The 17,438-nt window shown below is 71.7% G+C and carries 11 protein-coding genes; 6 read left to right on the top strand and 5 right to left on the bottom strand.

Annotation, left to right across the window (positions count from 1 at the left end):
- Nucleotides 1-40 precede the first annotated feature (40 nt).
- Nucleotides 41-1,198 (bottom strand): mandelate racemase/muconate lactonizing enzyme family protein, encoded by a 1,158-nt coding sequence (locus NZH93_RS09430; RefSeq protein WP_259622587.1) that lies wholly within the window; start codon nt 1,196-1,198, stop codon nt 41-43.
- Nucleotides 1,199-1,269: 71 nt separating this feature from the next.
- Between NZH93_RS09430 and NZH93_RS09425 the strand changes: the two genes are divergently transcribed.
- The 5 genes from NZH93_RS09425 to NZH93_RS09405 all read left to right on the top strand — a co-directional run bounded on the left by NZH93_RS09425 (nt 1,270) and on the right by NZH93_RS09405 (nt 8,020).
- Nucleotides 1,270-2,013: a FadR/GntR family transcriptional regulator gene (locus NZH93_RS09425; protein ID WP_259622586.1), complete on the top strand. Its 744-nt coding sequence runs from the start codon at nt 1,270-1,272 to the stop codon at nt 2,011-2,013.
- Between the two features lie 48 nt (nt 2,014-2,061).
- Complete coding sequence (locus NZH93_RS09420; RefSeq protein ID WP_259622585.1) at nt 2,062-3,210, top strand: Gfo/Idh/MocA family protein; 1,149 nt, start codon at nt 2,062-2,064, stop codon at nt 3,208-3,210.
- Nucleotides 3,211-3,306: 96 nt separating this feature from the next.
- Entirely contained in the window at nt 3,307-4,731 is a 1,425-nt protein-coding gene (locus NZH93_RS09415) for an ABC transporter substrate-binding protein (RefSeq protein WP_259622584.1), read from the top strand.
- Nucleotides 4,728-6,737, top strand: a complete 2,010-nt coding sequence (locus tag NZH93_RS09410; protein WP_259622583.1) for an ABC transporter permease — start codon at nt 4,728-4,730, stop codon at nt 6,735-6,737. Before NZH93_RS09415 ends, NZH93_RS09410 begins: the two co-directional genes overlap by 4 nt.
- Nucleotides 6,734-8,020: a mandelate racemase/muconate lactonizing enzyme family protein gene (locus NZH93_RS09405; protein ID WP_259622582.1), complete on the top strand. Its 1,287-nt coding sequence runs from the start codon at nt 6,734-6,736 to the stop codon at nt 8,018-8,020. Before NZH93_RS09410 ends, NZH93_RS09405 begins: the two co-directional genes overlap by 4 nt.
- A 9-nt stretch (nt 8,021-8,029) precedes the next feature.
- Here NZH93_RS09405 and NZH93_RS09400 read toward each other — a convergent pair whose 3' ends face one another.
- The 3 genes from NZH93_RS09400 to NZH93_RS09390 all read right to left on the bottom strand — a co-directional run bounded on the left by NZH93_RS09400 (nt 8,030) and on the right by NZH93_RS09390 (nt 11,271).
- Nucleotides 8,030-8,770 carry a ribonuclease activity regulator RraA gene (locus NZH93_RS09400; RefSeq protein WP_259622581.1) on the bottom strand — a complete coding sequence of 247 codons (741 nt, stop codon included), beginning with the start codon at nt 8,768-8,770 and terminating at the stop codon, nt 8,030-8,032.
- Nucleotides 8,771-8,890: 120 nt separating this feature from the next.
- A complete protein-coding gene (locus NZH93_RS09395) occupies nt 8,891-10,504 on the bottom strand; it encodes a hypothetical protein (protein ID WP_259622580.1) in 1,614 nt (537 codons plus the stop codon).
- Nucleotides 10,505-10,869: 365 nt separating this feature from the next.
- Nucleotides 10,870-11,271, bottom strand: coding sequence for a DUF5709 domain-containing protein (locus NZH93_RS09390; protein WP_259622579.1), 402 nt, complete (start codon nt 11,269-11,271; stop codon nt 10,870-10,872).
- 131 nt (nt 11,272-11,402) lie between these two features.
- Between NZH93_RS09390 and NZH93_RS09385 the strand changes: the two genes are divergently transcribed.
- Nucleotides 11,403-14,111, top strand: coding sequence for an nSTAND1 domain-containing NTPase (locus NZH93_RS09385; RefSeq protein WP_259622578.1), 2,709 nt, complete (start codon nt 11,403-11,405; stop codon nt 14,109-14,111).
- A 48-nt stretch (nt 14,112-14,159) separates the two neighbouring features.
- Here NZH93_RS09385 and NZH93_RS09380 read toward each other — a convergent pair whose 3' ends face one another.
- Entirely contained in the window at nt 14,160-17,306 is a 3,147-nt protein-coding gene (locus tag NZH93_RS09380) for a S8 family serine peptidase (RefSeq protein WP_259622577.1), read from the bottom strand.
- Nucleotides 17,307-17,438 lie beyond the last annotated feature (132 nt).

Genomic DNA, 17,438 nt, shown 5'->3' with positions numbered 1-17,438 from the left:
TGCGCGTGGAGCCGCGCACCGCGCCCACCGGCTCCGCTACCTACTCGAACACCCCGTAGCCCGCCACGGCGTGGGCCCGGACGCCGTCCATGTCGAGTTCCACGCCGATGCCGGGGGTGTCGGGAAGCGTGATGTAGCCGTCCTTCACGATCGAACCGCTCCCGTCGGGGGCGTGGACGTAGCTGTCCCACACCGCCCGCTCCTCCAGGGCGTGCCACTCCTGGACGAGGAAGTTGGGGATCGCCGCGCACTGGTGCGACGTGGCCATCGTGCCCAGCGGCGTCGACACCAGGTGCGGCGCGAACGGGATGTAGTGCAGTTCCGCCAGGTTGGCGATCTTCTTGGCCTCGGCCAGGCCGCCGCACTTCGGCACGTCCGGCTCGATGACGTCCACGGCACCGCGTTCGAGCAATTCGCGGAACCCCCAGCGCAGGTACAGGTTCTCGCCCGCGCAGATCGGCGTGCGGGTCTGCTCCCGCACCCGCACGAGCGCGTCGATGTTCTCCGCGGGCAGCGGTTCCTCCAGCCACATCAGGTGGAACGGTTCCAGCTCCCACGAGATCCGGCACGCGCTCGGCACGTCGTAGCGGGCGTGCAGGTCGATGGCGAGGTCGACGTCCGGGCCGATCGCCTCCCGGACGGCCGCCACGCGCTCGACCATCGACCGCAGCTCGGCGGCGTTGACCGTGTGGTTGAAGGCGTCGAACTTGGCCGGGTGGTGGAGGTTGTCGATGTCGAACTTGATGGCGGTGAAGCCCTCGGCGACCATCCGCTGGGCCCGGTCGACGCACCCGGCGATCGAGCCCGCCGGGTCGTCGCCGTCGCCGCAGTCGGCGTAGAGGCGGATCCGGTCGCGGAACTTCCCGCCGAGCATCCGGTAGACCGGTTGCCCGGCGGCCTTGCCCGCGATGTCCCACAGCGCGAGCTCGATCCCGGACAGGGCGATCACGAACACCCCGCCCTGCGGGCCCGCGAAGACCTTGTTGCGGCGCAACTTCTCCCAGCACCGCTCGACGTTGCGCGGGTCCTCGCCGATCAGCAGCGGCGCCAGGAAGTTGATCATCCCGACGACCGTGCCCGCGCCCGCGTCGGGATTGGCCTCGCCGAACCCGCTGATGCCCTCGTCGGTGTCGATCCGAACCAGGGTGGCCTGACCGTGGTAGGCCACCACCGCCGTTGTGACGTTCACGATCCGCATTGCTCTCCCCCGCCGGGTTGCGCACGTTTACGGACTGTCGCGATGCCCAGCTTGTCCGATAAGCTGATGACATGCAAAGGAGACAAGAGTCTCCGGACGCTGTCAAGGTCCGGACCCTCCCGGTGCAGGTGGCGGCACACCTGACCCGGCGCATCGTCAGCGGTGGGCTGGAGGACGGCCCGGCCCCGTCGGAACTCGACATCGCCCAGGAGTTCGGCGTGTCCCGCGTGGTGGCGCGGGAGACGCTCAAGATCCTGGCCTCGCTCGACATCGTCGACGTCGCGCAGGGCCGCCGCGTCGTCGTCCGCCCCCGCGCGGAGTGGGACTACCTGAGCCCGTTGCTGGTCGAGTGGCTGCCCGAGGAGATCGTCACCGAACTCCTGCGGGAACTGGACCAGATGCGCGTGCTGCTCGAACCCGAACTCGCCGCGATGGCCGCGGCCAGCGTCACCGACGAGACGCTGGACCGGCTCAGGGACGAGGTCGACCGCATGTCGGCGCTGGAGTCGGACCCCGACGCCTACCTCGAGGTCGACCACGAGTTCCACATGGAGATCTGCCGGGCGGCCGACAACCGCATCCTCGACCGGATCATGTACTCCGCCCGCTGGCTCGGCACGGCCAGCCGTCGTATCACCAACGAGGCGCCCGCCGCGCTGCGCAAGGCAACCACCGACCACACGGAGATCTACGAGGCGCTCGTGGCGCGCGACCCGGACCGTGCGCGCGCGGCGATGCGCAAGCACCTGGCCAACAACTCCACGCTCCTCGCCGAGAAGGAGCAGAAGACCAAACGGGCCGCCCGGCGGCGCTAGCGCACTGCACGAACCAGATCCGGAACCGATGACGAGGACGGACGAGGCATGGCGGCACCTGCGATCCCGCCTATCCGGTTAGGGCTGATCGGCACCGGACTCGCGGTCGAGAAGCTGCACTGGCCCGCGCTGCGCGGGCTGGCCGACCGGTACGCGGTCACCGCGTTCACCGACCGGTCCGCCGAGCAGAGCAGGAGGTTCGCCGACTACAGCGGGGCCGATCCGGCCGGGGCCGCCGCCGACCGGGCCGCGCTGCTGGCCCGTGACGACGTGGACGCCGTGTTGATCTCGGTCCCGATCCCGGACCTGTACGAGGTGGCGCGCGACGCGCTCGAGGCGGGCAAGGACGTGCTCTGCGAGAAGCCCGCGGGCGTCGACGCGGAACAGGCCGAGGCGTTCCTCGCGCTGGCGGCGGGGCATCCGGACCGGACCTTCGTGGTGGGGGAGAACTTCTTCTACCGCGACGACCTGCGCTACGCCCGCTCGCTGCTCGACGGCGGCGCGATCGGTCGTCCGCACTTGATGGCGTGGCGGCACGCCGGCACGATGGTGCCCCGCGAGGGCGTGTTCGCGAGCACGCCGTGGCGGCAGCGGCCTCGGTACCGCGGTGGCGTGCACCTCGACGCCGGCGTGCACCACATCGCCCAGATCCGGTTGCTCTGCGGCGACATCGCGCGGGTGCACGGTGCCGTGCAGGCGGCGAACAGCACGATGGACTCACCGTCGGACCTCGCGCTCACCCTCGTCTTCACCGGAGGCGCCATCGGCAGCTACACCGCGTCCTACCCCGAGATCCCGATACCTCCCGAGATCAACGACATGCGGCTGTACGGCACCGAGGGCGTGCTCGTGCTGGCCGGATCCGAGTCGGAGCGCCGCGTCACGCGCAGCAGCCCCGACGCCACCACCCACACGACGGTCTTCCGCGGCATCGACAACGGCTACCGCGCGGAACTCGTCGACTTCGCCGACGCCGTGCAGTTCGGAGTGCGCCCGGTCGGCAGCGTCGCGCAGAGCGTGGCCAACGCGCTGGTCGTCCAGCGGGCACTCGACTCCGCGGAGCAGACAGCCGTCCTGGCGCTCGACCCCGTGCCCGGCGCGGGCCCGGTACCGCTGTGGCGGCCCCGCGGCTCGACCGGGCTGTTCGACGGGCTGCCAGGGCAACGCATCAGCAGCTCGGCGTCCTTCGCCGCGTGATAGACCCGGCAGCGAGGGGCTCACCTCGCTGTACCGCCGGTTGCAACGTCGCCCCGTCGGTACGCGTCCGCTCGATCGGACGCGAGAGGAGTGGTCATGGAAGAGAAAACGGAGTGGTCGAGGCGCACGTTCCTGGGGATGAGCGCGCTCGGCGTGCTCGGACTCACCGGGTGCGGGGGCAGTCCCGCGCCCACACCGCAGGTCGACGTCCAGGTGCCGCAGGCGCTGCTCGACCAGGCGGCCTCGCTCCGCGGCGGGTCGGTGGGGATGCTCTCGCAGAAGCTGTACGCGGAGGCCGCGAACAAGGCGCTGGACAAGTCGTTGCAGGTGTTCGCGCAGGCCACCGGAACCACGGTCGGCAACGACCTGGTGTCCGGCGACGCGGGCGACATGGTCGCGAAGATGGACTCCGAGGTGAAGGCGGGCACGAACCGCGACCTCGCGTTCGTGAGCGACCGGCGGTTCGTCGGCCAGCTCCACAACCTCGGTGCCCTCACCGACGTCACCGACGTGGTCGAGGAGATGCGCAAGCTCTACGGGGAGCCCGCGACGGAGGCGACCAACTACTGCGTGTTCGACGGGCGCTGGTTCGCGATCCCCTACCACTTCATCGCGTCCGCGATGTACCTGCGCAAGGACTGGTACCAGGAGAAGGGGCTCCCGCTCAAGCCGCACTACACGTGGGAAGAGTTGCGCGACAACGCTTTGGCGGTCTCCGACCCGGCGAAGCGGCGCTTCGGCTGGGGCCTCACGGTGAACCGCTCCGGTGACGCCAACGGTTTCATCGCGAACGTCATCAACACCTACGGCGGGGCGATGGCGGACAACACCGGCACGAAGGTGGTGTTCAACTCGCCGGAGACCGTCGCCGCCGTCACGTTCATCGGCGACATCTACACGAACCCGAAGTACGCGCCGATGCTGCCGCCGGGGATCGGGAGCTGGACCGATTCGAGCAACAACGAGAACTGGCTGGCCCAGATCCTGGGGCTCACGCTCAACCAGTTCAGCGTCTACGCCGATTCGAAGACCAAGAACAACCCGGTCTACGCCAACACGCACCCGTTCAACGGCGCCACCGGACCGGCGATCGACAAGCCGCTCGCGTTCGGCGAGTCCAACTCGTTCGTCGTGTTCAAGGGGGCGAAGAACCCCGACCTCGCCAAGCTGGTGGCGAAGTTCATGGTCAGCGGGAGCGCGCTGCTCGGTGTCGCGAAGGGAGCGCCGTGCCTGGTGAACCCCTCGTGGGAGAAGGTGTGGGACTCCGACCCGTACTACACCAGCGGTGATCCGGCGTTTCCCGCGCTGCGGGAGCAGACCCGCACGAAGCTCCCGGTGACCACCAAGACCGGCTACTCGTTCCCCCAGGCCCCGAGCCCCGGCGAGCAGGCCGCCACCGCCGCCTACCTGCTGACCGACATGATGCAGGCCGTCATCCAGGGCACCCGGCCCGCCGAGGCCGTCGCCTCGACCCACGCCCGGATCGTCCAGGTCTTCGAGCAGCAGGGGTACAAGCAGTGACCGTCGTGCGTCCGCGTCCGGCGCCGGTTCGTCCGGCGCCGCGCGCGTCGTCCTCGCTCAGCACGTCGCAGCGGCTGCTCGGACGCGACTGGCGCCTCGCCGCGGTGTTCATCGGGCCGACGCTGCTGCTGGTCGCGGGCCTGATCCTGTACCCCATCGTCAGCTCCGTCTTCACCAGCACCACGGAACGCCACGGCGCGGAGACCGTCTTCGTCGGGCTGGACAACTACACCGCGCTCCTCGACGACACCGTGTTCCACACGGGCGTGCTGAACTCGTTCGTCTTCACCGCGTACGCCGAGATCTTCAAGGTGACGCTCGGTCTCATCGCGGCGATGATGCTGCACCACATGCGCCGCGGCCGGGCGATCATCGCCGGGGTGATCCTGCTGCCGTGGGTGGTGCCGACGGTCGTCACGGCCTTCACCTGGCGGTCCCTGTTCGACCCGATCTTCGGCAGCGTCAACGTCCTGCTCACCGATTCCGGGATCGGGCCCGCGCTCGCCGCGATCGGGCTCGTGGACAAGTGGCCCGCGGAGTGGCTGTCCGACCCCGCGCTCGCGATGCCCGCGGTCATCCTGGTCAACGTGTGGAAGGGGATCCCGTTCTTCACGGTGACGTTCCTCGCCGGGCTCAAGGCCATCGACAGCGGCCTCTACGAGGCGGCGATGGTGGACGGGGCGTCGCCGTGGCAGCGGTTCGTGCACATCACGCTGCCGGGGCTGCGCAACATCATGATCGTGACGGTGCTGCTGTCGTCGATCTGGACGTTCAACAACTTCGACCTGATCTGGCTGATGACCCAGGGCGGACCGGGGGACGCCACCGCCCCGTACGTGATGGTGGCCTACTCGAAGGCCATCCAGCAGTTGCAGCTCGGCGCGGGCGCCGCCGTCACGCTGGTGATGATGCCGGTCATCGCCATCCTCGTGGTGATCCTCGTGCGGATGATGCGCCGCGGCGACGTGCCGGGCGCGAGCGACCTGGGGCGCAGGCGGCTGACCCCGGCTCAGCGCGCCGCGCTGCCGTGGGTGGTCGTCGTGGCCTCGACGCTCATCCTGGTCTGGGCGTCGCCGCACATCGTGTGGAAGGCCGCGCTCGTGCTGGGCGTGTTCGTGGTGCTCGCGGCCGCCGTCGGACGGGTCGTCTCCACGCTCGCCGCGCGGGGCAACCAGCTCGCCGCGCGTCTGGTCAGCGGCACCGGGACGGGGATCGCGCTGGTGGGGCTGCTGGGTTTCGTGCTCGCCCCGCTGTACTGGATGACGGTCACGGCCTTCAAGTCCGACGACCAGATCGTGGCGCGCACCAACGACCTCTGGCCGACGCCGTGGAGCACCGAGCAGTTCACCAACCTGTTCACCGGCCGGGCGTTCGGTACCTGGTACGTCAACACGATCCTGGTGTCGGTGGCGTCCACCGTGATCGCCCTGGTCTGCGCGGCGTTGGCGGGCTACGCGTTGGCGCGGTTGAAGTTCCGGGGTTCGGAGAGCTTCACGGTGACGATCCTGCTCACCTACGTGATGCCGGGCGCGCTGCTGTTCATCCCGCTGTACCAGATGATGAGCGGGATCGGGCTCAACGACTCGTTGTGGGCGCTCGTGCTCGCCTACCCCACGTTCACCCTGCCGTTCGCGACGTGGCTGCTCGTCGGCTACTTCAAGTCGATCCCGGCCGACCTGGAGGAGGCCGCGCTGGTCGACGGGTGCACGCGGTTCGGGGCGTTCATCCGGATCGTGTTGCCGCTGGCCAAACCGGGCCTGCTCGCGGTCGCGCTGTTCACGCTCACCAACGCGTGGAACGAGTTCCTGTTCGCGTTCGTGTTCATCACCAAGGACGACTACAAGACGCTGCCCGTCGGCATGCAGTCGATGATCTTCGGTGACGTCGTGCCGCAGGGGCAACTGGCCGCGGCCTCGCTGCTGATCAGCATCCCGGTCGTGCTCATGTACGGGTTCGGGCAGCGGTTCCTGACCGAGGGCCTCACCGCGGGAGCCGTGAAGGGATGAACCAGAACGGCGAGACCCCGACGGTCACGGAGGAGCACGTCTCGACAGCGTCCCGGCCGAGCGGCCTGCGCGTCACCGACCTGCGGGTGGCCAACGTGACCGGCGTGCCGTTCCGCTCGTCGATCATCAGGATCGACACCAACCAGGGCCTGGTCGGCTACGGGGAGGTGCGCGACCAGGCCAGCGCCACCTACGCGCTCATGCTGAAGAGCAGGCTCGTCGGCGAGAACCCCTGCAACGTCGACAAGATCTTCCGCAAGATCAAGCAGTTCGGGTTCCACGGCCGCCAGGGCGGCGGGGTCTCCGGCGTCGAGATGGCGCTGATGGACCTCGCGGGCAAGGCGTACGGCGTGCCCGCGTACGCGCTGATCGGGGGCCGGTTCCGGGACGAGGTCCGCTGCTACGCGGACACGCCGTCGCTGCCGGACCCGCACGCGATGGGCGCGCGGCTGCTGGACCGCAAGCGGCGCGGGTTCACGATGCTGAAGATGGACGTGGGCATCAACCTGCTGTGGGACGTGCCGGGGGCGCTGATCGCGCCGCCGGGCGCCCGCGCGGACCTGACGACGATGCACCCGTTCACCGGCATCCAGGTCACCGCGAAGGGCGTCGACCACCTGGCGTCCTACGTGGACGCCGTCCGCTCCGTGGTCGGCTACGACATCGCGCTCGCCGCCGACCACTTCGGCCACATCGCGCTGGACTCGTGCATCCGGATCGGTCGTGCGCTGGAACCGTTCACGTTGGCGTGGATCGAGGACCTGATCCCGTGGCAGCTCACCGACCAGTGGCGCCAGCTCACCGCGGCCGTCGCCGTCCCGACGTGCACGGGGGAGGACATCTACCTGCTCGACGGCTTCCGGCCGCTGCTCGACGCGGGCGCCATCCGGGTCGTGCACCCCGACCCGGCGACGGCGGGTGGGATCGCGGAGACCAAGCGGCTCGGCGACTACGCGCAGGAGCGCGGCGTCGCGATGGCGCTGCACCTGGCGGCGTCGCCGATCGCGACGATGGCGTGCGTGCACCTGGCCGCCGCCACGGAGAACTTCCTGGCGCTCGAACACCACGCGGCCGAGGTGGAGTTCTGGAGCGACCTCGTGACCGACCTGCCCCGGCCGCTGATCCAGGACGGCCACATCGCGGTGCCGGACACGCCGGGGCTGGGGTTCGGCGACATCGACGAGGAACTGCTGCGCCGCCACCTCGACCCGCGCGACCCGGTGTTCTTCGCCGAGACGACGCACTGGGACGGTGAGGCGAGCCACGACCGGCTGTGGAGCTGAGACCGCCCGTCAGGCCGGGCCCTGCTCGGCGCGCCACCGCTCGTACTCGGGCCGGGCCTCGTCCGACAGCGGGTAGTACAGCCGCAGGTCGCCGCCCTCGGCCAGGCGCATGCGGGAGAACTCCTCCCACTCCGCGTGTTCCTGCGCGACGGCGAGCAGGGCGGGTGCGAGCTTGACCGGCACCACGACCGCCCCGTCGTCGTCGGCGACGACGATGTCGCCCGGCTCGACGAGCGTGCCGCCGCACGCCACCGGCACGTTGACGGCGACCGGGACGATGTCGGTCTGGGTGTGGAAGTTCGGCGTGGCACCGCGGATCCACAGCCCGAGGCCGAGCTCCTTGGCCTCGCCGATGTCGCGCAGGCACCCGTCGACGACCACACCGGCGCCGCCGCGACCCTTGAAGTAGGTCAGCATCATCTCGCCGAACACGCCGCTGGCCATGTCGCCGCGCGCGTCGACGACGATCATGTCGCCGGGCTGGGCGTGGTACATGACGTGCCGGTGCAACTGCTTCTCCGGCTCGGCGTACTCGTCGACGGGGTAGAGGTCCTCCCGCTTCGGCAGGAACTGCAACGTCAACGCCGGGCCCGCCACGCGCACGCCGGGCGTCACCGAGACCGGACCGCGGATGAACGCGCTGCGGATGCCCATGCGACTGAGTTCGGCGCTGGCCGTCGCGCTGCCGATGGCCGCGAGTGCCGCGCTGAGTTCGGCGGGCGGGCGAACGATGTCGTGCGTCTCGACCACTTCGATAGCTCCCTCGGGTCCGCGCTGACCGTGCCTGTCGGAGAGTTGCCACTCCGAGCCTAACCCGCTGCAACCGCTTTCCACCGCCCTGATCCGGATCTTGTCCGGTGAGGGTCGGCGTTACCGCTGACGGACGTGGAAGTGCCCGGTGATGCGCGCGAGCTTGGCGGGATCGTCGTACAGCCAGATCGCCAGCCGGTCGCCGCAACCCAGGACCTGGTCGGGCGCGCCGAAGGAACGGGTGATGAGGTCCTTGTCGATCACGGGCTCACCCCAGACCTCGTTGAGGTAGAAGAAGGTGCCCGTGTCGGCGTGCAGGTAGTCCAGGTTGGTGAGCCAGGTCGCCTGGACCCCGCTCGACTTGAGCGGGATGAACCGGATGCCGCGCTCGCTCGTGAGCGACAGCCGACGCGCGTCGCTGAAGGTCGCGTAGCCGATCTCGTGACCGACGGGCAGCACGTCGTCGAGGCACCTGGTCTCCGCAGAGCGGTGCCCGAAGTAGCGCCCCTCGTCGCCGAATGACGAGGTCGTCACCACGAGCGCGACGAGCGCGACGAGTCCGGTGGCGAGCGTCCACGGCGCAGCGCGGAACGGGACGGCCAGCAGCAGGAAGATCATCGGCGCCACGAGCACCGGCCACAGGTAGTACTGGTGCGTGATGAGCAGCGCGATCGTGCCCGCGAGCCCCACGAGCGGGACGAGGCCGTACCAGACGGCGACGAGGTGGCGCGGTTCCCGGCGGCGCCAGTAGAGCCGTCCTGCGAGCACCGCGCCCACGAGGCACCCGACGGCGGCGAGGAGGCCCGCGAGGAGGATCAGGTTTCCCGGCGGATCCGCGGCGTGCGGCCACACCCCGTCGAGCCGTGCGCGGAACAGGTCGAGGTCGACGTAGGTGAACGGCGACGTGCCCTGCAACCCGGTGAAGGCGACCACCCGGACGACGAAGGCCGCGCCGAGCACCCCTCCGAGCCACCACGCCGGGCGCCCGATCGCGCGACGGCCGAACCGCCACGCCACGAGCACCCCGACGAGCACGAGCGCCGGAACCGCGAACACCAGGACGAGCGGGTTCGACGCGGCCGTCAGCGCGATCGCGCAGGCGATCACCCGCCGCGCGCGCCTGGAGCGCGCGAGGTGGAGCGCGGGCGCTCCCAGCAGGACGAGGTACATGCCGAAGTAGTAGGTGGGGGCGAGGTGGAACGAGAACATCCACGCCGTTCCGACGAGCGGCAGGATCACGAGCGGCAGCCACGCGACCGCCGCGCGGGCGAGGTGGGCCGTGACGCGCGCGCCGGGGAAGAGCAGGCGCACGACGAGGAGGAGCGCGCCGAACAGCAGCGCGTTGTTGATGGCGGCGACGAGCAGGTAGTACGCGTAGACGTCGCCGCCCGCGAGCACGAAGGCGAGCGCGCTCACCGGCAACTCGGGGAAGACGTAGACCTGCGGTGAGAAGCTCCAGTCGAGAACGCGGCCCGCCGCGACGTCCTGGAGCAACTGGAAGAGCACCCCGTTGTCGCTGGACCACAGTTCCCAGTTCACCGGCCAGTTGGCCGCGGCGTCACCGCCCGCGCGCACCACGAACACCAGCGCTGTGAGGAGCGCCGCGGCGATCATCGACACCAGGACCAGCGCGCGTCGACGCCAACGGTCGTGCTCGTCGCCCGCGAACCCTGTTCGCGGTGCGACGACGAGCGAGCTGCTCCCAGCGTGGTCGAGGGGTATTTTTTGCAGCACGACATCGCCCTATCAGGTGTTATTCGTGCAAATGGAATGGTGTCGGCAGTGGAAATCGCGCCGACGTTCTCGCGCTTTCGGCGAGTTCGCCAGAATGGAATTCACTCGGGCGCGTCGGAAGTCGTCACATCGCTATCGCGGTCTGAAAAGCGTCACCGGGTTCGACGTCAGCGGCCGACCACGTCGTGATCATCTCTCGGAGTTCTGCTGTGCCACATGGTTTTCAACACGATCACCACCGCTGGGCGGATGCTCGTGTGTGACCGAGGACACAGGCGGTTGCACCGTGTGCGGTCATCCGGGCAAAGCGAAGTGGAGCAGGGCGTGAAGGCCTCTGCTCCCACCAGGGGACAGCTAATTCGGGGCTACGACTCCGGATCGTCCGCGACCACGTGCACGGCGGCTTCCTCGGCGGACGCCGCGGACCCGTCGATGCCGACGTCGCGGGCGTAGAGGTATTCGTCGGTGTCGATGCCCGAACCCTCGTCGGTCGCGACGAGCCTGCCGACCCGGACCTCGCCGACCTCGTCGTCGTAGCGCTCGCCGTCCGTGTCGGACGCGTCGCCGATGCCGTCGCCCTCGGTGTCGAGCGGCTCGTCCGGGACCTCGCGGGCCAGTCGGCCGTCGAGCGATTCGTGCCCGTCGTAGAAGCTCGACGGCTTCTCCGCGGGCGAGTAGCCCTCGTCCAGGACGTCCGCGACGCCGCGGTCCACGAGGGTGTCCTCGGGGCCCAACTGGTCGGATTCGCTGTCGATGTCGTCGCGCATGGTCGACCTCCCTGGAGATCGCGGATCGTATCCGGCGGCCGGGGTTCACCGCGCGGCGGGCGCCCGAGTGCCGTGCTCGACTGGTCCGCACGGTGGCCGTGGGCCGGGACGTCCTCCGGGAGGATCGAGGTGTGCCACGCCTGGAACGTCCGCTGGCCGGGGAGGACACCCCGGTCCTGAGGTTCGCCGAGGACCTGCGGCGGCTGCGGCGCGTCGCGGGGTTGCCGTCCTACCGGGAGCTGGGACGCCTGGCCAACTACTCGCCTGCCGCGCTGTCGGAGGCGGTGGCCGGACGCAGGCTGCCCAGCCTGGCGGTGACCAGGGCGTTCGTCCGCGCCTGCGGGGGAGACGTCGAGGGGTGGACGGCCCGCTGGCGGGAGTTGGCCGTCGAGGAGCCGGACCACGGGGACGCGCCCTACGTGGGGCTGGCGGCCTACCAGGTCGCCGACGCCGAGCGGTTCTTCGGTCGTGAGGCCGACGCGGGCAGGCTGCTCGCGCTGGTGCGCGAACGCCCCTTCGTCGGGCTGTTCGGCGCGTCGGGCGCGGGCAAGTCCTCGCTGCTGAGGGCGGGACTGGCCGCGCGGTGGGGTGAGCACGTGGTCATCACGCCCGGTCCGGACCCGATCACCGAGTTGGCCGCGGCGCTCGCGGGGCACCGGTCGGCGGTCGAGGTGCGGGCCGAACTCGCCGCCGATCCCGAACACCTGCGCGTGCTGCTGCGCCAGGCCGGGGACGGTCTGCTGCTCGTGGTCGACCAGTTCGAGGAGGCGTTCACGCTCTGCGAGGAGGCCGACCGGCTGTGGTTGGTGCGGGCGCTGACCCACGGCGCGGGGGCCGCTCGGGTCGTGATCGGGGTGCGCGCCGACTTCTACGGCCACTGCGCCCGCCACCCCGAGCTGGTCGAGGCGCTGCACCGCTCGCAGTCGCTCGTCGGTCCGATGAGCGCCGAGCAGCTCCGCCGCGCGGTCGTCGAACCCGCCGCCCTGCGAGGCGTTTCCCTGGAGAACTCGTTGGTGGCACGGCTGGTCGCCGACGTCGCGGGCTGGCCCGGCGCGCTGCCGCTGGCCTCGCACGTGCTGGTGGAGACGTGGCGGCGGCGTCGTGGATCGGTGTTGACGCTCGCGGCCTACGAGGACGCGGGCGGCGTCGAACACGCACTGGCGCGTACCGCCGACCAGGTCCACGACGCGTTCTCCGACCAGGAGAAGCAGGCGGCACGGGAGGTGTTCCAGCGACTGGTCGCCCCCGGCGACGGCACCGGGGACACCCGTCGCCGCGTGGTCCGCGCGGAACTCGACGCGGGTGGCGCGGTCCTCGACCGCCTCGCGGCGGCCCGGCTGGTCACCCTCGACCGCGACACGGTCGAGCTGACCCACGAGGCGCTGCTGCGCGCGTGGCCCAGGCTCGTGGGCTGGCTCGACGAGGACCGCGAATCCCTGCGCGCCCACCGCAGGCTGACCGTCGCCGCCGACACCTGGCGCGCGCACGACCGGGACCCCGACGTCCTGTACCGCGGCGTCCACCTCGACCAGGCGCGCCGCCTGGCACCGCGCCTCAACGCGGCCGAACGGGAGTTCGTCGACGCGAGCGCGACCGCCGAGCGCGAACGGGAGGCGCACCGCAGGCGGGGCGTGCGCAGGCTGCGGCGGCTCGTCGCCTGCCTCGCCGTGCTCGTCCTGCTGCTCGCGGCCACCGCCACCTACGCCGTCACCGCCCAGCGCGCCGCCACCCGTGAGCGCAACCAGGCGCTGTCGTCGCGCGCCGCCGACACCGCCCTGGGGCAGCTCACCCGCCCGCGTGAGGCCGCCGCGCTGGCGTTGGCCGCGTACCGCGTGGCACCCACCGCCCGTGCCCGCGACGCGATCCTGCTCGCCCGCGCTGCGGGCACCGCGACCACCCTGGGCGAGGGCTACGCGCGGGTGCCCGGCGTCGTCGTCGTGACGAACGAGGTCGACGCCGAGTCCACGGCGGCGGCCTACCGCCTCTGGGTCGGCGAGGGCGCGGACCGGCGGCGGGCGGGCAGGATCGACGTGCCGCCAGGCGGTTACCTGTACCTGCTCAGCGCCGACGGGCGCACCGCGCTCACGACGGTCCGCGCCGACGAGTTCGAGCTGTGGGACATCGGCGATCCGGACGCGCCGCGCAGGACCGCCACCATGACGGGCTGGCCGATGCCCCTGGGCGTCGACGGAGCGGGCACCCTCATGACCGCCGTCGAGGACGGCGAGGCGGTGCACTGGCGTCCCGGCGACACCACGCGGGTCCGCCTGCCGGGTGGTGAGGTCGAGAGCGCCGTGCCGCTGGTGGACGGCACCGGTGTGGTCGTGGTGCGCCGTGACGGCGACCGCCGGGCCGTGGAGGTGCGCTTCCTGGACGGGCGGACCACCCAGGTCCTCAGCCGTGCGGCCCGGCTGGTCGTGGTGGCCGGGCCGCGGGGCAGGCTCGCCGTGTCCGACCTCGACGGCGGGCACGTCACCGTGCTCGACGTCGCGGCCGGGCCCAGGACGCTGCTGGAGGCGGACGGGGTCGCGGGGGACGCCGTGGTCGAGTTCTCCCGCGACGGCGGCGCAGTCACCGCCGTGCGCCGCGACTCGGTGTGGCTGTGGGACCTCGACGGTGGCCGGGAGCCGCTGTCGCTGCGCGGGCCGGGGGTGGAGTTCGGCGACGCCCGCTACGACCCCGGCAGCGGCGAGCTGCTGGTGCTGCCGACGCGCGGCGGAGCGCTGTGGCGGCTCGCGGTGGAGGTCGACCGGGTGATCCGCGAGGTGTGCGCCGACCCGGCCGACGTGGACTGGGACGCGCACTTCCCCGGTGTGCCACGACGACCGCTGTGCCCGTGACGGCGCCGGCGGAGCCTCTTCGCTCCGCCCGGCGCCCACCGCGGTCCGTCAGCCGAGCCGGTAGGCCCGGATCACGGTCTGGTCCAGCTCGCCACCCCGGTCGTCGGTGGCGCGCACCCGTAGCGAGACGAACGTCCCCGCGGCCGCCCGGTTGCCCACCAGCGCCGTGCGCCCCAGGACCGGTGCGCCCGTCCAGCTCGCACCATCGTCGTAGGACACCTCGACGCGGAAGTGGCGCAACGGCGGGTTGTCCGCACCCGGCTGCTGGTCCACGACGAGCGGCACGCTCAGCGGACGGTTCGCCGGTGCGCTGCCCGTGCGGTCCAGCTCCGGGGTGAACCGCACCACCGACATCGGCAGCCGCCGTTCACCGGAGGTCGTGCCGGAGCGGAACGTCCAGTCCACCGCGACGCGCGTGCTGAGGTCCGACACGTCCGTCGACCGCGTCACCTCGGCCCGTGCCCGGAACGCGCCCGGCCCCGGTGGCACGGTGAACACCCCGTACCCGCTGCTGTCGTTCTCGCCCACCAGCCGCCCGTCTCGGTACAGGGCCGTCCGCGCGGAGGTGACGGGGGAGTAGCCCTGGTTGCCCTCCCGATCGCCGAACATCGGCAGCGACACCAGGACCTGGTCGCCGGTGCGGGTCAGGCTGGGGTAGCCGTCGTTGTACATCACCGGTCCGACGACGGGGGCGCCGAAGGAGCGGTCGTAGGTCCGGCCCGCGCGGTACCGCTCCTCGTCCCCGACCATGAAGGTCCCTCCTGAGGAGAACACCGGCAGCCACGCGGTGTCCGGTGTGGTGTACCTCGTCACGGTGCGGCCGGCGGGCACGTCCGCCAGGAAGGCGGGGCCGAACGCCCCGGAGCGGGAGACCATGATGTCCATGACGGTCTGCCGCTGCCCCCGCGGTTCGAGGCCGATCGTGGTGCGCACCCGCGCGAGGTCCGATCCGCGCGGCCTGCGCACGAACCCGTCGGGCACCCGGCCCTGCTCGGTCCACCCCAGCCAGTAGGCCGCGGCCGGACTCGTGAACTCCGCGGCCACGAACACGTCCAGTTCCCCGGCGGGCAGCGACGGTCCCGAGTGGCCCACCCGCGTCCCCGCGGGGAAGCCGCCGGGGTGCGCGACGGTCACGGCCGTGGTCTTCCCGCCGACCCTGCGCTCGACCACCAGGCTGTGCGCGCTTGCCACCGCCGCGGGGTCGGGTGAGACCACCTCCAGCGGTCCCGCCGAGCGCGCGTCGAGGACCACGCGCGCCGGTCCGGCCACCCGCAGGTCCGGTCTGGTGATGATGGTGTGCGGGCCTCCCCGCGGCCCCAGCAGCGCCTGCGCCAGGTAGTCGCCCCTGGGCAGCCGCGTGCTGTCACCCCGCAGGTAGGTGGACGCGCCGGTGGCCACGTTGGTCACGACCGTGGACCTCCCGCCCTCGGGCGCGCCGAGGTGGTCGAACGTGACGGGGTAGCTCTCCACCTCGCGGTTCATCCCGACGGGTGTCCGCAGCACCTCCGTGCCGCCGGTGCTCGCCACCACCGTCCCCGAGTACACGCCGTCCACGGGTCCCTGCCGCGCGTCACCGGTCACGGCGACCTCGGCCGTGCCGCCCACCGGGACGGTGATCCTGGCCGGGGACACCGAGAACACCGGGTGTTCCGCGCCGTCCGGCCCGCGTCCCCGAACCTCCAGGTCCACTGTGGTCGGTTGGGCACCGTCGTTGCGGTAGAGCAACGGTTTCACCACGGGCACGTCGTCGTCGTGCGGCCACTCCTGGCGGCCGAGCGCGACCGACGTCGGTTCGCTGGTGACCGTCGTGGACAGCGCGGCGGCGACGTCCACCCTGCCGGAACCCTGCTCGAACACGCCCAGTCCCGGATTCGGCCGCGCGGACGCGGTCAGCGCCGCCTTGAGCCGCGTGCCGTTCCAGTCCGGGTGCTGTTGCGCCAGCAGCGCCGCGGCGCCCGCGACGTGCGGGGAGGACATCGACGTGCCGGACAGGCTGGTGTGCTCCTGGTCGGCGGGCGTGCCGGGGAGCGCGCCGGTGCTCGCCCTGGCCGCGACGACCTCCACGCCCGGCGCGGTGAGGTCGGGTTTGACCGCGCCGTCCGGTGGCCGCGGGCCTCGGCTGGAGAAGCGGGCGAGCGAGTCGTCGCGGTCCACCGCCCCGACCGTCAGTGCCGAGTCGGCGGTGCCGGGGGACAGCACCGTGCCCGAGCCCCCTTCCCCGGCGTTGCCCGCCGAGACGACGAACAGCGTGCCGTGGCTCGCCGACAGGGCGTCCACGGCCGCCTCCACCGGGTCGACGTCTTCGGTGGCGGTCAGGCCGAGGCTGATGTTGACCACGTCCGCGCCCTGCTCCGCGGCCCACCGCATCCCCTCGATGATCGCGGACTCCGGGCAGGCGCCCTCGCCGTCGCAGACCTTGGCGTCGAGCAGCCGGGCGTCCGGGGCGACGCCCCGGTACGGCGCGCGGTGGCTCGCGATCGTGGCCGCGACGTGCGTGCCGTGGCCGTAGTGGTCGATCCCGTCCTGCTCGCGGGTGAAGTCGCGCCCGGCGACCTCCCGGCCGACCAGGTCGGGGTGGTCGCCCTCGACGCCGGTGTCGACCACGCCGACCGTCACGCCCGCGCCCGTCAGCCCCGCCGCCCACGCCACCGGCGCGCCGATCTGGGCGGTGCTGCGGTCCAGCAGCGGGCGGGCGACCCCGTCGAGCCACACCTTCCCGGTGCCCTCGGGCAGGTCCTGCCAGCCGGTCGCCTTCGGCACCTCGGCCGCCACCGCGTCCACGGTCGGCAGCGCGTCGGCCACCAGCGCGCCCGACGGTGGGCGGCCACCGGAGACGATCACCGGCACCGTGTCGCGCCGCGCGTCGTCGTACCCGGCCTCGACCAGGCCGGTGACGTCGAACAACCGCTGGTCCACCCGCCCGTCGGCCACCATCCCCAGCACGTCGGAGGGGACGACGCGCACGCGCCCCGCGTGCTGGACGACCTGGAACGAGACGTCCTGCCGGTGTGCGCCGGGGGTGACCGAGACGAACCGGTCACCGTCGAGGACGACCTCGTCGCCGGTGACGAGCGTGACGGTCCTGGGGTCGCCCGGCCTCACCCGCCCCCGCTGGTCGCCCGCCGCGGCGTGCGCAGGGGTCGTCGCTCCCACCAGCAGGCAGGCCAGCACCAGCGCGACAGCTCTTCGTGCCACTGGATCTCCTCTTCTCGGGGGAGCCCGTGCCAGGGACGGTGGACGTGGCACGGGCTTTCCCGAGTGAAGCGATGAAGTGGGTGTTCAGGTTCGTCGTCGGCGCGCTGAACAACGTTTTGTGGTCACCGCTCC

This window comes from Umezawaea endophytica, assembly GCF_025061645.1.
In the GTDB taxonomy this organism is placed as follows: Bacteria; Actinomycetota; Actinomycetes; order Mycobacteriales; family Pseudonocardiaceae; genus Umezawaea; species Umezawaea endophytica.
Note: the sequence above shows the minus strand (reverse complement) of the source record. Positions and strands in the feature narration are given on the sequence as shown.